The organism is Mitsuokella jalaludinii (assembly GCF_928722185.1).
GTDB lineage: Bacteria > Bacillota > Negativicutes > Selenomonadales > Selenomonadaceae > Mitsuokella > Mitsuokella jalaludinii.
This window is the reverse complement of the sequence record NZ_CAKMXA010000001.1, coordinates 1,999,429-2,014,273: the sequence shown is the minus strand read 5'-3', so window position 1 is coordinate 2,014,273 and position 14,845 is coordinate 1,999,429. Positions and strand designations below refer to the sequence as shown.

Annotated in this window: 16 protein-coding genes; 10 read left to right on the top strand and 6 right to left on the bottom strand. The window is 59.7% G+C overall.

Translation table 11 applies throughout. The annotated features are described in order from the left end of the window. Positions 1 to 7 precede the first annotated feature (7 nt). A complete protein-coding gene (gene treC, locus QDI87_RS09405) occupies positions 8 to 1,627 on the bottom strand; it encodes an alpha,alpha-phosphotrehalase (RefSeq protein WP_278743114.1) in 1,620 nt (539 codons plus the stop codon). A gap of 78 nt (positions 1,628 to 1,705) precedes the next feature. Continuing rightward, positions 1,706 to 2,242 (bottom strand): GNAT family N-acetyltransferase, encoded by a 537-nt coding sequence (locus QDI87_RS09400; protein ID WP_036376312.1) that lies wholly within the window; start codon positions 2,240 to 2,242, stop codon positions 1,706 to 1,708. A 194-nt stretch (positions 2,243 to 2,436) separates the two neighbouring features. Between QDI87_RS09400 and QDI87_RS09395 the strand changes: the two genes are divergently transcribed. The 3 genes from QDI87_RS09395 (at position 2,437) to nrdG (ending at position 4,737) form a co-directional block, all read left to right on the top strand. Next, on the top strand, positions 2,437 to 3,462 hold the full coding sequence (locus QDI87_RS09395) for a mechanosensitive ion channel family protein (protein WP_051652205.1): 1,026 nt from the start codon (positions 2,437 to 2,439) through the stop codon (positions 3,460 to 3,462). A 393-nt stretch (positions 3,463 to 3,855) separates the two neighbouring features. Next, positions 3,856 to 4,140, top strand: a complete 285-nt coding sequence (gene nrdD, locus QDI87_RS09390) for an anaerobic ribonucleoside-triphosphate reductase (protein WP_036376309.1) — start codon at positions 3,856 to 3,858, stop codon at positions 4,138 to 4,140. An 84-nt stretch (positions 4,141 to 4,224) separates the two neighbouring features. After that, positions 4,225 to 4,737: an anaerobic ribonucleoside-triphosphate reductase activating protein gene (gene nrdG / locus QDI87_RS09385; RefSeq protein WP_036376306.1), complete on the top strand. Its 513-nt coding sequence runs from the start codon at positions 4,225 to 4,227 to the stop codon at positions 4,735 to 4,737. A 140-nt stretch (positions 4,738 to 4,877) separates the two neighbouring features. On the opposite strand, the gene QDI87_RS09380 is transcribed toward nrdG, so the two are convergent. Genes QDI87_RS09380 through QDI87_RS09370 form a run of 3 tightly spaced genes read right to left on the bottom strand, consistent with a single transcriptional unit; the run spans position 4,878 to position 6,163 of the window. After that, on the bottom strand, positions 4,878 to 5,228 hold the full coding sequence (locus QDI87_RS09380; protein WP_051652201.1) for a hypothetical protein: 351 nt from the start codon (positions 5,226 to 5,228) through the stop codon (positions 4,878 to 4,880). A gap of 44 nt (positions 5,229 to 5,272) precedes the next feature. After that, a complete protein-coding gene (locus tag QDI87_RS09375; RefSeq protein ID WP_005840368.1) occupies positions 5,273 to 5,689 on the bottom strand; it encodes a universal stress protein in 417 nt (138 codons plus the stop codon). A gap of 27 nt (positions 5,690 to 5,716) precedes the next feature. Further along, the gene (locus QDI87_RS09370) at positions 5,717 to 6,163 is read right to left on the bottom strand and encodes a universal stress protein (RefSeq protein WP_278743108.1); all 447 of its coding nucleotides are present in this window, start codon (positions 6,161 to 6,163) and stop codon (positions 5,717 to 5,719) included. 209 nt (positions 6,164 to 6,372) lie between these two features. Here QDI87_RS09370 and ilvA point away from each other — a divergent pair, with 209 nt between their 5' ends. From ilvA to QDI87_RS09335, 7 genes are all read left to right on the top strand, one after another. Next, entirely contained in the window at positions 6,373 to 7,626 is a 1,254-nt protein-coding gene (ilvA, locus tag QDI87_RS09365; RefSeq protein WP_036376295.1) for a threonine ammonia-lyase, read from the top strand. A 204-nt stretch (positions 7,627 to 7,830) separates the two neighbouring features. Beyond that, the gene (locus QDI87_RS09360) at positions 7,831 to 9,363 is read left to right on the top strand and encodes an L-lactate permease (RefSeq protein ID WP_278743106.1); all 1,533 of its coding nucleotides are present in this window, start codon (positions 7,831 to 7,833) and stop codon (positions 9,361 to 9,363) included. A gap of 109 nt (positions 9,364 to 9,472) precedes the next feature. Further along, positions 9,473 to 10,387: an N-acetylmuramic acid 6-phosphate etherase gene (murQ, locus tag QDI87_RS09355; protein ID WP_278520524.1), complete on the top strand. Its 915-nt coding sequence runs from the start codon at positions 9,473 to 9,475 to the stop codon at positions 10,385 to 10,387. Further along, a complete protein-coding gene (locus QDI87_RS09350) occupies positions 10,384 to 11,850 on the top strand; it encodes a PTS transporter subunit EIIC (protein WP_278743104.1) in 1,467 nt (488 codons plus the stop codon). Before murQ ends, QDI87_RS09350 begins: the two co-directional genes overlap by 4 nt. Before the next feature lie 47 nt (positions 11,851 to 11,897). After that, positions 11,898 to 13,001 (top strand): DUF871 domain-containing protein, encoded by a 1,104-nt coding sequence (locus QDI87_RS09345; RefSeq protein WP_341460091.1) that lies wholly within the window; start codon positions 11,898 to 11,900, stop codon positions 12,999 to 13,001. 34 nt (positions 13,002 to 13,035) lie between these two features. Further along, on the top strand, positions 13,036 to 13,416 hold the full coding sequence (locus QDI87_RS09340) for an ArsR/SmtB family transcription factor (RefSeq protein WP_172674675.1): 381 nt from the start codon (positions 13,036 to 13,038) through the stop codon (positions 13,414 to 13,416). A 48-nt stretch (positions 13,417 to 13,464) separates the two neighbouring features. Beyond that, complete coding sequence (locus QDI87_RS09335; protein WP_278743102.1) at positions 13,465 to 14,232, top strand: NlpC/P60 family protein; 768 nt, start codon at positions 13,465 to 13,467, stop codon at positions 14,230 to 14,232. Positions 14,233 to 14,278: 46 nt separating this feature from the next. Here the strand turns inward: QDI87_RS09335 and pdxT are convergent, their stop codons facing one another. Then, positions 14,279 to 14,845, bottom strand: coding sequence for a pyridoxal 5'-phosphate synthase glutaminase subunit PdxT (gene pdxT, locus QDI87_RS09330; protein ID WP_278743100.1), 567 nt, complete (start codon positions 14,843 to 14,845; stop codon positions 14,279 to 14,281).

Below are 14,845 nucleotides of genomic sequence, written 5' to 3'. Positions count from 1 at the left end.
ATCGGGTTCATTCGACCCAGCGCAGGGCAATGACTTCATAGGGGCGCAGATGAGCGGCCATGCCCGGATAATTGCCGATGAGCTTCTCGCCAGCTGCGTGCAGCGCCGGCATCGCGATCTCAGCTGCGCGGAAGTTGCAAAGGACAAGCAGATGCTCTCCTTCAAGCTCGCGCTCATAGGCGAGGATCTCGTCGTTCTCCCGCTCGAGGAAGCGGATGGAACCCTCCGCGATGATGCGGTACTCCTTGCGCAGCGCGATGAGCCTGCGGTAGAACGCGAGGATGGAGTCATCGTCCTCGCGCTCTGCCTCGACATTGATGACGGCATGGTTGCGATTGACGCCGAGCCACGGCGTGCCTGTGGTGAAGCCGGCCGACTCGCCTGCCGTCCACTGCATCGGCGTGCGGCCGTTGTCGCGCGAGCGCGCCCCGATGATCTTCATCGTCTCATCCTCCGACTGGCCAGAGGCACGCAGGATGTCGTGGTAATTGATGCTCTCGACGTCGCGGTAGTCAGCGATGTCCATGAAGTCGGCATTCGTCATGCCAATCTCCTCGCCCTGGTAGATGTAGGGCGTGCCGCGCATGAGGTGGATGGCAGCCGCGAGCATCTTAGCCGACGCCTTCCAGTAGCGGCCCGTCGCGCCGAAGCGCGAGACGACGCGCGGCTGGTCGTGGTTGCACCAGAAGACGGCGTTCCAGCCGCCGCCTCGTGCCATCCCCTCCTGCCACGAGGCGAAGATCTCCTTGAGCGCGTGGATGTCGGGCGCCATCAGCGACCACTTGTCGCCATCCTTGTAGTCGACCTTTAGGTGGTGGAAGGAAAACGTCATCGAGAGCTCGTGCTCATGGGGGTTCGTGTAGCGAATGCAGTTCGCGATTGTCGTCGAACTCATCTCTCCGACCGTCACCATGCCCTCGATGCCGCTGTCGTGCACGAGCTCCTTGAGGTATTCGTGCACATGCGGGCCGTCCGTGTAGAAACGGCGACCGTCTCCCTCTTTGTCATCAATGAATTCGCCCTTCGAGATGAGGTTGACGACATCGAAGCGGAAGCCCTTGACGCCCTTCGCTTTCCAGAAGCGCAGGATGTCCTTGAGCTCCTCGCGCACCGCTGGGTTCTCCCAGTTGAGATCAGCCTGCGTGACATCGAAGAGGTGCAGGTACCACTTGCCGAGCGCGGGCACGTACTCCCAGGCCGGGCCGCCGAACTTCGACTGCCAGTTCGTCGGCGGCTCATCGGGCGTGCCGTCGCGGAAGATGTAGTAGTCCATGTACTTCGCATCACCCTGCAGTGCCTTCTGGAACCACTCGTGCGCCGTCGAAGTGTGGTTGAAGACCATGTCAAACATCAGGCCGATGCCGCGCGCCTCAGCCTCTGCAATCAGCGCCTCGAGGTCCGCCATCGTGCCGAAGAGCAGGTCGACTGCGCGGTAGTCGGCGACATCGTAGCCATTGTCGCGCTGCGGCGACGGGAAGAACGGCGTGAGCCACAGATAGTCGACCCCGAGTCCCGCGAGATAGTCCATACGGCTCCTAATGCCATTGATATCCCCCCAGCCGTCGCCATTCGAATCCTGGAACGACTTCGGGTAGATCTGATAGACGACCTTATTTTCAAAACGCATCGCATTTTCTCCTGAATACAGCAGACTGGGAAACCCTGATGAGTTTCCCAGTCTGCTGCCGTTTCGTCTCTCCCATTATCAGAGCTCGAGGCCTTTTGCCTTGCGCTCCTGGTATTCGCGGTCGAGGATGCCGAGGATCACAAGGTTCTCGTAGACGCCGTTCGTCAGGATCGTCTCGCGGATCAGGCCCTCGCGCTGCAAGCCCTCCGACTCGTAGAGGTGCAGCGCGCGCGCATTGTAGTCCTTGCAGTCGAGCCACGCGCGGTGGAACTTGAGGTCATCAAAGCCCCATGCCTTGAGGAGCTTCATCGCCTCGTGGCCGTAGCCCATGCCCTTCTTTGCGATGATGACATGCGTCCACTCGAGCTCCTTGGCAGGCGTCGTCAGCCCGTTGATGAGCAGGTAACCGACCGGCTCCTTCGTCTCGATCTCCTCGACGATGACGTCCATCGACGCCTTGCCCTCTTCAATGATCTTCGTGTGGACATCGCGGTCGAACGGCACGATGAACTTGAGGTTCTCCGGGTCGTATTCGAGCTTCAGGATGAAGTCGAGGTCATCCATTGTCGCCTTGCGGATCTGCAGGCGCTTGCCTTTGTGCAGGATTTCTGCCATGAAAAACACTCCTTTTTATACAAGTGACGCATCACTGCATCTCGTGATTTTATACTTTTCTTTTCCCACAGCTATAGTATAATAGAAATACTTTGTACTGCAAGGCCATTTGTCAAATCCGATGTGCCTTTATTCTAAAGGAGGTTATTTTCTTGTCTTATGATTGGCTGTCCTGGATTGACTGGACACACCTGATGGAGATGCTCTTCATCCCGATCTGCATCCTCGCAGCATCGCTGACGGTCGGCATCATGCTCAACAAGCTCATCAACCGCCGCATCGAGAATCACCTGAACATCGACGAGAACTCGTGGTTCTACATCTTCATCAACGCGCTGCGCGGCGTTCCCGTCTCGCTCTGCCTCGTCGTCGGCCTTTACTGGATCGTCAACACGATCAACATCATCGAGCCGCTGACACGCCTCTTCTCCTACATCCTCTTCACCGTCATCATCCTCTCGATCACGCGCGTCGCAGCCCGCACGATCAACGGCTTCATCTCGCTGCACATCGAGAGCTCCCAGCAGAAGCTGCCGAAGACGACGCTGCTCAACACGATCCTCAACGTCGTCATCTACGCGATGGGCGTGCTCGTCGTGCTCCAGTACTACGGCATCTCGATTGCCCCGATCCTCACCGCCATGGGTGTCGGTGGTATGGCCGTCGCCCTCGCGCTGCAGGAGACGCTCGCGAATATCTTCTCGGGCCTGCACCTGATTCTCTCGAAGCAGCTGCGCCTCGACGACTACATCAAGCTCAGCACAGGTGAAGAAGGCCGCGTCACGGACATCACCTGGCGCTTTACGACAATCGTGCCGGCCGGCGGCGGCAACATGATCGTCATCCCGAATCAGAAGATTGCCTCGTCGAACATCACGAACTACAGCATGCCGCGCAAGGACATCGTCATCAGCATCCCCGTCGGCGTCGCCTACGACAGTGACCTCGACAAAGTCGAGCGCGTGACGCTCGATGTCGCCAAGGAAGTCATGGCTCAGATCGACAAGGATGTCAAGATGGAGCCTGCCGTCCGCTTCCACACCTTCGGCGAGTCGAGCATTGACTTCAATGTCGTGCTGCACTCAAGCTACTTCGAGCATCAGTTCCTGCTCAAGCATGAATTCATCAAGGCCCTGACACGCCGCTACCGCGAGGAAGGCATCGAGATTCCGTATCCGACGCGCACGGTCCTGCAGCCGGAGGAACCCGCCACAAGATAAAGGGGCTGTGGATAAGTCAGCCCCAACATATTGTTCCCGTTTATCCACAGAAAGCCTGGGATTTATCCATCGCTTTCTGTGGATAAGTTTATTATGGAGAATCTTTATTCATTCGCTTTTTCTATCTTCACGATACCCGCCTTGAATCAGGCGACTGCATGCCTTCCCAGGATTTTGTCAAGATGAATATATATTTACTAGAAGCATGAAAAATCACTTTTTCTTGTGGATAAGTAGAATTGTCAGAAAACTATATGTAGTGGGTGTCTTGACGCGTCAGCAATACATATTGTATAATTGACGCAAGTCCTCGAGACGAAGCACGATTCTCGGGATGGTTAAACATACAGATTGCAAGATGGATTCAATACAGAGAAGGATTGGTGACCCCAGATGGTAGTAAACGGCATTGATGTCACGGTAAATGGACTCAACGATATCTCCGAGCAGGAGATCGTCAATTATATCGACTATGTTCAGGCTCAGACGAAGGAAAAGGTCAACAGCCTGAAGCTCTCCGCCACGAAGGACGGTCAGGTCGACATCCGCTACGAGCTCCAGCCGCAGAAATTCGAGCGCATCCGCCGCATCACGGGCTACCTCGTCGGCACCATCGACCGCTGGAATGACGCCAAGCGCGCCGAAGAGCACGACCGCGTCAAGCACGGCCTGCATTGATTGATGCAAGGAGAAGCCGCTGCCACTCCCCCCGGCAGCGGCTTTTCTATTGGGATGACCACAATAAGGAAAGGACGATTGACCATGTCACTAGATGATACGCTGCACGTCGCTGGCCTCGTCGAAGACTCGATTGTCGACGGCGACGGCTTCCGCTTCACGATCTTCGTGCAGGGTTGCAAGCGCCGCTGCCCGAACTGCCAGAACCCGGAGACGCAGCCGCTCGAGGGCGGCCACGAGGAAACGCTCGCGGAGCTCCTGCAGAAGATACGCCTGAACCCGCTGCTGACGGGCGTGACGTTCAGCGGCGGCGAGCCCTTCCTGCAGTGCGCACCGCTCGCCGAACTCGCCAGAGAGATCCACGCGGCAGGCCTCGACATCTGGAGCTACTCGGGCTACACGCTCGAAGAACTCCAGGCGCGCCACGACAAGGCGACAGATGATCTGCTCGCGGAAGTCGACGTACTCGTCGACGGTGCGTACGTCGAGGAACTGCGCGACCTCACCCTCCATTTCCGCGGCTCCTCCAACCAGCGCGTCATCGACATGAACGCCACGCGCCAGCAGGGAAAGATCGTACTGCTATACGAAGATTGATTTCTCGAATTCGCAGAAGCGCGGCGTCATCTGGGGGGTATCCAACGTTCCGCGCAGCAGGCTGAAGCTCCACTTATGGATACCCCCAGATGACTTCACTCCCATCAGTTCAGCAAGAACTCTCATCCCGCTACTGCCAGTCATACAGTCAGCACAATACAAAATGCCAGGCATCGAAGATACATCTTCCAGATACCTGGCATTTTCTCTATCAACTTGTTTCCCACGAAAGCAGGGGAAGGACTGCCCATAAGCGGAGCTTTGACCAGCTGCGTCAAGAACCTGTTTTTTGCCGACCAGACTCCTTGCCAAAGAGCGTCGTTCAAGCGCAGCGCGTTCAGCTCTTTGGTAAGGATTGATTCCAAGGCAAAAAACAGGTTCAGCAGCTGGTCATGCGCAGCGTTGGGCAGTCCTTCCCCGTCCTTTAAGAAAAAAGTCGGCCATAGATGTCCATGGCGCAGCTTCAGCTTGCTGTGCGGAGCAATGGACATCTATGGCCGACGGCTCATTTCCACAAAAGGACACGAATGAAACCTTACTTCACGACCAGTACCGGGCACTTCGACTGCTCTACGATGTACTGGCTGACACTGCCGAGCAGCACGCCCTTGACGACGCCGAGGCCGCGGCTGCCCATGACGATGAGGTCCATGTCATTGCTCGTCGCGAAGTCGAGGATGACGACGGCTGGCGAGCCCGTCTCCGAGAACGCTTCCTTCTCGATGCCCGACGGCACCATCTCCATCGCGCGGTCGAGCACGACGTTGCCGGCCTTCGTCACGGCCTCGAGAATGGCGTCTGACAGGCAGGCATTGATTGCGAGCTGGTTGATGTTCGCGACGTAGAGGAAGTTGAGCTTCGCTTCACAAGCCTCTGCAATGGAAATCGCTTCCGTTACAGCACGGTCCGAACCTTCCGAACCATCGACCGGTACCAGGATATTCTTCATCATAGTATTACCCCCTTAGCATGATATCCATTATGGATGAGGATTCTCTTTGACCACGGTTACTGGGCACTTCGCCTCATAGAGGACCTGCGTGCTGACGCTCCCGAGCAGCGCTGCATGAAGTGCATCGAGTCGGCGGCTGCCGACGACGATCAGGTCACTTCGCCGCTCTTCGGCAAAGTCGAGGATCGTCTGCGCCGGACTGCCGGTGCGGTGATGCGCTTCATAGAGGACTGCCTCCGGGATAAGCCGCTTCGCCCCTTCGAGGATCTTCTTGGCTTCGGGCCCGATGGGACCTGCCACGCATTCCGGCAGCCACGATACTTCATCCGCATCCGTACTGCTATCAAAATACGATACATGCAGGATGTCGACAGAAGCACCTGTCGCATCTGCCAGAATGGCGGCAAAACGCACGGCTTGGTCGGAAGCACCAGATCCGTCAACCGGAACCAGGATACGAGCCAACCTTTCCATACAATGAATCCCTCCCGTAGCATTTCTCTTTCATGGTGTATAATTCGCGAACACATGGGCAAATTCCTCTAAATTCTCCAAAAACTTCTCGTACTTTTTCAAGAAATCTCTGCTCAGCCCATCTGTAAAGTTGTAATTGACTTTTGCGCACCCGAGGTGATAAACTGGATAAAATACGAGAAGTATCGCATAAAAAGGAGGACGCAACTATGCCTGAAGAGAAGAAATCGTCGAAACGTTCGAATGCCGAGATCGTGGAGAGCACGACGATTGCCGACGTCTACCGCGCAGCCAAGCAGCTCGAGGGAGTAGCTCGGAAGACGAGGCTCATCCACAGTGACTATTTCTCCGAGCTCTGCCACAACGATGTCTATCTCAAGCCGGAGAACCTTCAGCATACGGGTGCCTTCAAGCTCCGCGGTGCCTACAACAAGATCAGCCAGCTCACACCGGAGGAGCGCGTGCGCGGCGTCATCACGGCCTCGGCCGGCAACCACGCGCAGGGCGTAGCGTACGCAGCGCGGAAGCTCGGCGTCAAGGCCGTCATCTGCATGCCGGCGACGACGCCGATCCTCAAGGTCGAGGGCACGCGCGCGCTCGGCGCGGAAGTCGTACTGCACGGCGACGGCTTTGACGACGCCTATGCGCACAGCCTCGAGCTCCAGAAGAAGCACGGTTATGTCTACATCCACCCGTTCAACGACCTGCAGGTGCTCCTCGGCCAGGGCACAACGGCGCTCGAGATCATCGATGCGCTCAAGGATGTCGACGCCATCCTCTGCCCGATTGGCGGCGGCGGCTTCGCCTCGGGCGTCGCGCTCGCGACGAAGCTCGTCAACCCGAACGTCAAGGTCATCGGCGTCGAGCCGGAGAATGCGGCCTGCATGAAGGCGGCGCTCGCGGCTGACAAAGTCGTGACGCTCGACTCGGCTGACACGGTCGCCGACGGCTGCGCCGTCAAGACAGCTGGCACGCTGACATTTGAGTTCTGCAAGAAGTACCTTGACGACATCATCACCGTCTCGGAGATCGACATCATGAACGCCCTGCTCTCGCTGATCGAGAAGCACAAGCTCGTCGCAGAGGGCGCTGGCGTCCTCTCGCTCGCCGCACTCGCGAAGCTGCCGTTCCACGACAAGAAGGTCGTCTCGATCATCTCGGGCGGCAACATCGACATCTCGACCATCTCGGCGCTCATCGACAAGGCTCTGATCGCGCGCGGCCGCGTCTTCTGCTTCGCCGTCCAGCTGCCGGACAAGCCGGGCCAGCTGCTCAACGTCTCGCGCATCCTCGCCGAAGAGAATGCCAACGTCATCAAGCTCGACCACGACCAGACAAAGGTCACCGACAGCTTCAAGAAGGTCGTATTGACCGTCACCGTCGAGACGCACAACGAGCAGCACATCCAGAAGATCATCCAGGCCCTCAACGCGAACGGCTACGAAATCCAGAAAATCTACTGAGTAAACGGGCAGGAAAAAACCTCTCTTCGGAGAGGTTTTTTCCGCCCGTTTTCCTGTCTGAAGATTTTTATTCTTAGAAAGATAAAACCTTTATTTTCACCATTGACTTTCTGCGAAAGCTGTCTATATAATGAGGTATCCATTCATCTCTTTTTCAGATGGAACCCATCATTTTAAACGATAAGCATAGAAAGGAAGGACAAAATGTTTCTCATCGCGCTCTCCCCAATCCTATGGCTCATCATCGCGCTGAGTGTGCTCAAGATAGCGGCTTACAAGGCTTGCCCAATCGCACTCGTCATCGCCCTGACGGCCGGCATCTTCGTCAATGACATGACGATTCCCCACGCAGTCCAGGCGACGCTCGAAGGTGTCGCACTCGCCTGCTGGCCTATCCTGCTCGTCATCATCGCCGCTATCTTCACCTACAACCTGACCCTCCAGACGAAGGCGATGGACACGATCAAGAAGATGCTGACCTCCGTCAGCAATGACCGCCGCGTGCTGATCCTGCTGATTGGCTGGGGCTTTGGCGGCTTCCTCGAGGGCATGGCCGGCTTCGGCACGGCCGTCGCGATACCAGCCGGCATGCTCGCCGGCATCGGCGTCAACCCGGTGCTCGCGGCCATGGTCTGCCTGATCGCGAACTCAGTCCCGACTGCCTACGGCTCCATCGGCATCCCGATCGTCACGCTCGGCAATGTCACGGGCATCGACCCGATACAACTCGCGACCTACACGGCTCTACAGCTCATACCGCTCACCGTCCTCTGCCCGTTTCTCATGGTCATCGTCGCAAGTCACAGCCTCAAAGGCCTCAAGGGCATGGTGCTCATGTGCCTGGCGGCCGGCGTCGGCTTTTCTGCCACAGAGCTTGCCATCGCCATGTTCATGGGCCCGGAGCTCGCCGTCGTCGGCGGTTCCATCGTCGCGATGGCCGCCATCATCGCCTGTGCCAAGCTCTTCCCCGTCAATGACCCGGAACACGCCCTGCCACCGCATGACGACGAAGCGCCCATCACGGCAGGCACGGCCGTCCGCGCCTGGATGCCATTCATCCTCATCTTCATCTTCCTGCTCATGACGTCGAAGCTCATCCCGGCCATCCATGATCCATTGAACCTCATCAAGACCAGCGTGCTGATCTACGACGGTCCCGGCGGTGAACCGTACACCTTCACCTGGCTCGCAACGCCCGGTGTTCTCATCCTGCTCGCGGCCTTCATCGGTGGTACCATCCAGGGTGCCGGCTTCGGCAGCATGGTGGGCTGCCTGCGCCGCACGGCTTGGAACCTGCGCTTCACCATCATCACGATCATCACGGTCATCGCCACGGCTAAGGTCATGGGCTATGCGGGCATGACGCACGAGATTGCGGAGACGGCCGTCGCCGCGACGGGCACGTTGTACCCGTTCATCGCCGCCTTCATCGGCTCCATCGGCACGTTCATCACGGGCTCCGCTACCTCGTCCTGCGTCCTCTTCGGCAAGCTGCAGACGGACTCGGCCATGGCCATCGGCGCGAGCGAGAGCGTCCAGGCCTGGATTGCTGCCTCGAATCCGCTGGGCGCCTGCGCCGGCAAGATGATCTCCCCGCAGAACATCGCGATTGCCGTCGCCGCCATCGGCACGGTCGGCTGCGAGGGCAAGCTCCTGTACTTCGCCGTCAATATCTACATCCCGTTCGTCATCATCATGGGATGCATCGTCTACTTCGGTCAGTCCCTCGTCAGCTGAGCCGTCAAGCAAGAGAGCCTTCCCCTTCTCGGGGAGGGCTTTTTTCGTCTCTTGTGTTATACTATAGGTATTATGTTCTACAATAAAGATAGAGAGAAGGAGTTTTTCTTTGGATTTATCAAGACTCACGACGGAGCGCCGCAACCCGGCCTCCGCTCATATCGACAGCTGCACGACGCTCGAGATGGTCACGATCATGCAGCAGGAGGACAGCAAGATCGCCTCGGCCATTAAGAAGATCCTGCCGGAGATTGCCCGGGCCATTGATGCGACGAGCCAGCGCCTCGAAAATGGCGGCCGTCTCTTCTACCTCGGCGCGGGCACCTCGGGCCGTCTCGGCATCCTCGACGCCTCCGAATGCCCGCCGACGTACGGCACGGACCCCGAGCTCGTGCAGGGGCTCATCGCGGGCGGCATTCCCGCGATCTTCCGCGCGCAGGAAGGTGCCGAGGACAACCCGGACCTCGCCGTCCACGACCTCAAAGAGCACGGCTTCTCCGCGAAAGACGTTCTTGTCGGCATCGCGGCGTCGGGCCGCACGCCCTACGTCATCGGAGGGCTGAAGTACGCAAGAGAGCTCGGCGCGCTGACGATTGCGCTCGCGTGCAGTGAGCACGCAGAGATCGCCGCGCTCGCCGACATCGCTCTGACGCCTGTCACGGGGCCCGAGGTCGTCACGGGCTCGACGCGCATGAAGGCGGGCACGGCACAGAAACTCGTGCTCAACATGCTCTCGACCGGCACGATGATCAAGCTCGGCAAGGTCTACGGCAACCTCATGGTCGACGTCAAGGCCAGCAACAAGAAACTCGAAGAGCGCGCCATCCGCATCGTCATGGAAGGCAGCGGCTGCGAGCGCACAGAGGCGGAGAAGGCCCTCAAGGGAGCCGACGGCCACGCCAAACTCGCCATCCTCATGGTCGTCGCAGGCGTCTCCGCCGGCGAGGGCAAGGCATTGCTCGAGCGCACAGCCGGCCATCTGGCAGCCGCCATCCGCCTGGCCGCAGGAGGAGTTAAAGCATGAATTACACGGATATCGCCAAACAGCTATTCTCTCTTGTGGGCCCTGCCGACAACATCCTATCGGCCACGCACTGCATGACGAGGCTGCGCCTCGTGCTGCACGCGAAGAGCCCCGAGCAAATTGAAGCGCTCAAGAAGGTCGAAGGCGTGCTCGGCGTCTACGACGCGGGCGAAGAGCTGCAGATCATCTTCGGCCCGGGGCGCGTCGACCGCGTGACTGAGGCCTTCCTGAAGGAACTCGAAGCGGCACGCGCTAGCGCTTCCCCAGCATCACCATCCTCTGCTGGCCGTCCGACTGCCGGCAAAGTCGGACTGTCGGACGGCGCACAGTCAGTCGGACCGTCCACCGCGACTGCTCTCTCGGAGTCATCAGACAGACCGGAGATTGGCGACGGCAAGGCGCTGCACGCGAAGATTCGCGCCAAGAACGCGACGCCCGTCAAGCTGCTCTTCAAGCGCATCGCGAGCATCTTCATCCCGCTCATACCGGCCTTCATCGCCTGCGGCCTCATCAGCGGCACCTTGAATGTCGTCAGCAAAGTTGAACCTGCATTTACCCAGACGGCCGTCTACCAGCTGCTCGCCATCGGCGGCAGCACCGTCTTCTGGGGCATGAACCTCTTCGTCGGCTACAACGCCGCCAAGGAGTTTGGCGGCACGCCGATACTCGGCGGCATCCTCGGCGCGCTGCTCGCCCATCCCGCACTCGCCTCGGTCGAACTCACGGACGGTCCGCTCGTGCCGGGGCGCGGCGGCGTCATCTCCGTGCTGCTCGTCGCTGCGCTCGCCGCCGCGCTCGAGAAGCAACTGCGCCGCATCATCCCCGAGATGTTCAGCCTCTTCCTCACGCCGCTCTTCACCTTCCTGATCTCAGGCACCGTTGCCATCTGCGTGCTGCAGCCTCTAGGCGGCTTCCTGTCCGACTGCATCGGCACGGCGGCCACGAGCGCCATCGGCTCTGGCGGCGCCGTCACGGGCTTCATCCTCGGCGGCACCTTCCTGCCGATGGTCATGCTCGGCATCCACCAGACGCTCACGCCGATCCACGCGGAGCTCCTCTCGCGCTACGGCGTCACGATCCTCCTGCCCGTGCTCGCCATGGCCGGCGCGGGACAGGTCGGCGCGAGCTTTGCCGTCTACTGCAAGACGAAGAACCACTTCCTCAAGAAGACGATTGCCTCGGCACTGCCCGTCGGCATCATGGGTGTCGGTGAGCCTTTGATCTACGGCGTCACGCTGCCGCTCGGCAAGCCCTTCATCGGCGCCTGCATCGGTGGTGCCTGCGGCGGTGCCGTGCAGGCGCAGTTCATGGTCGGCGCCGCCACGCTCGGCATCTCCGGCCTGCCGCTCGCCGCAGCAACAGACCATATCCCCGTCTACCTCTTAGGCCTCGTCGCGGCCTACATCGGCGGCTTCATCGCGACGTGGCTCATCGGCTTCGATGACCCGCCAGAGGAAAAATGACAACCTTCCCCTGTCAGACGCATATGCAAACAGAAAGGGAGTTTTACATGGATATGGATAATGGAATCTCGCTCTATCCCGGCCTCGACAACACGCCGGCGGAGAATCTGGCACTCTTGGAGGAGGCCGCGCATGATGGCATCCGGCGCATCTTCACCTCACTGCACATCCCTGAGACGGATGTCAGCGCACTCAAGCAGGAGATCGGCACGCTGCTGCAGGCGGCGCGCCGCCACGGCATGGAAGTCATCTCCGACGTCTCGCCGGCGACCTGCCAGCTGCTCGACCTACCCGACTTCAACCCGACTTCATTCCGCATGCTCGGCATTACGACGCTGCGCCTCGACTACGGCTTCTCCGCCGAGGAGATCGCGCGCCTCACGCACCGCTTCCCCGAGATGCGCTTCCAACTCAACGCCTCGACGATCACGCGACGCATCCTCAAGGACCTGCAGGATGCCGGCACGGACTTCTCGCGCATCGACGCCCTGCACAACTTCTACCCGCGCCGCGGCACGGGCCTCAGCGAGCAGAGCCTCGTCCACGCCAACATCCTGCTGCACCGCTACGGCATCCGCGTCGGCGCCTTCGTCGCGAGCCAGGGGCGCCGGCGCTCGCCGCTCAAGGACGGCCTGCCGACACTAGAAGAGCACCGCGACGAAGCGGCCGAGCTCTCCGCCCGCCACCTCGTCGCACTCGGCTGCGATTCCGTCTTCCTCGCCGACTCCCTGCCGACCGATGAAGAAATCCAGGCCATCGGCCATCTCCAGGGCGACCAGGTCACGCTGCACGCGCGCTACATGACGAAGGATCCCGTCCAGCGCGAACTCCTCGCCCACACCTTCACCGCGCGCCTCGACGAAGCGCGCGATGCCATCCGCGCGCAGGAGAGCCGCCGGCTGCTGCGCGAGATGCACGCCAGAGTCCTGCCCGACAACGCGACGACGCACCCCATAGGCGCCATCACCATCGACAACGAAGGCTACGGCCGCTACATGGGCGAGCTCCAGATCATCCGCGTGCCGCAGCCGTCCGACCCACGCACAAATGTCGCCGCCATGATCGACGAGAGCGAGTGCAACCTGCTGCAGTACATCACGCCGGGAAGAAAATTTTCGTTCCGGTTCGCCCCTGAAACTGATATAATATAACTATATACCCTATGCGAGAGGAAATACGAAACAAATGGACGATACCATCAAAAATGAAGACCGTTGCGCGCTCTGCGAGGTCAATCACCCGCATCCCGAGCGGATCCAATACGCACTGACCCACAAGCTCGACGACGAGACGAGCCTGCGCCTGTCGGAGCTCTTCAAGGTGCTCGGCGACAAGACGCGCATCAAGCTGCTCTCCTTGCTCGTTGTCGAAGAGGAGATGTGCGTCTGCGACATCGCCGAAGCCCTGCAGATGGGCCAGTCGGCCATCTCGCACCAGCTGCGCGTCCTGCGCACGGCCAGGCTCGTCAAGTACCGCAAGGACGGCAAGGAAGCCTGGTATTCCCTCGCAGACGACCACGTCGTCAAGCTCATGTGCCAGGGACTCGACCACGTGCGCGAATCCTGACACATCATCCCCGTTGACCCTTGTTACCCTTGGAAAGGACTCGATCGTATGCACAGGAGTCATCTCATAAAAACCGGCCTGCTTGCCGGACTCTTTTCCGTGCTGTTCTCAGCCACCGTCTTTGCCGCCCCCGTCCTCAAGATCAATTCCTCCGGACGCGACGTCATGCTACTGCAGCAGAAGCTCCAGAACGTCGGCTACACGATCAAGGACATCGACGGCATCTTCGGCGAAGAGACGAAGCGCGTCGTCATGCAGTTCCAGAAGGACAACAACCTGCGCGCGACAGGCGTCGTCAACAACGCGACCTGGCGCGCCCTCAAAGATACAAAGTCCATCCACCACGGCTCAATCAAGGATAAGGAAGCCCTGCTCGAGCGCCTGAAGAGCACGGCGCCGAACTACGGCCCGACCGTGCCCAACAATAAGCCGATCCTCGAGCGCAGCAAGGTCAGCAGCATCATCTCGACAGCCAAGTCCTACATCGGCGTGCCCTACAGCTTCGGCGGCGCGACGCCAAAGGCCTTTGACTGCTCCGGCTACCTGCAGTACGTCTTCGGCAAGAACGGCATCAGCATCCCGCGTCTCGCCGACGACCAGTACCGCCTCGGCCTGCGCACGACGAGCAAGAGCCAGCTCGAGCCCGGCGACCTCGTCTTCTTCACCACCTACGAGCCCGGCCCCTCCCACTGCGGCATCTACCTCGGCGACGACCAGTTCATCCACGCCTCCTCCAGCCGCGGCGTCCGCATCGACAGCCTCTCCAACAGCTACTGGCAGCCGCGCTACATCGGCGGCAAGCACATCATCAAATGAAAATAGGAGATACCGGATGGTATCTCCTATTTTTTTGCGCCGTTTCTCATATCAAGTTTAGGAACGCCTCGTGTAGCCGCGTGTCGTGTCCGACTTCGGGATGAAAGGCGAGCGCCAGCTGCTGGCCATAGCGCACGGCAGTGATATGGCCGTCTGTCTCGGAAAGCACTTCGACGCCTGGGCCGACCGTTTCGATGTACGGCGCGCGGATGAAATTCTGGCGCATCGTGCCGATGTGGCGGACTTCGGCCTCCGTGACGAAACTGCCGAGCTGGTGGCCGTAGGCATTGCGGCGCACGGTGACGGGCAGCGTCTTGAAGCACGTGCGCGCATCGTTGCTCAGGTGCTCGGCCAGCAGGATAAGGCCGGCGCACGTCGCGAGCACGGGCATGCCCTCCTCGATCCACGACTTAATGGGCGCGAGCATGCCGCTCTCTATCAGGATCTTGCGCTGGACTGTGCTCTCACCGCCCGGCAGCACGAGAGCGTCGGGCTTTTCCTCAAGGTCTGTTCGATTGCGCAGCTCATGGCATTCGGCACCGAGCGCACCGAGCATCGCCTCATGCTCGGCAAAGGCGCCCTGCACGGCGAGCACGCCGATTCTCTTTGCCAT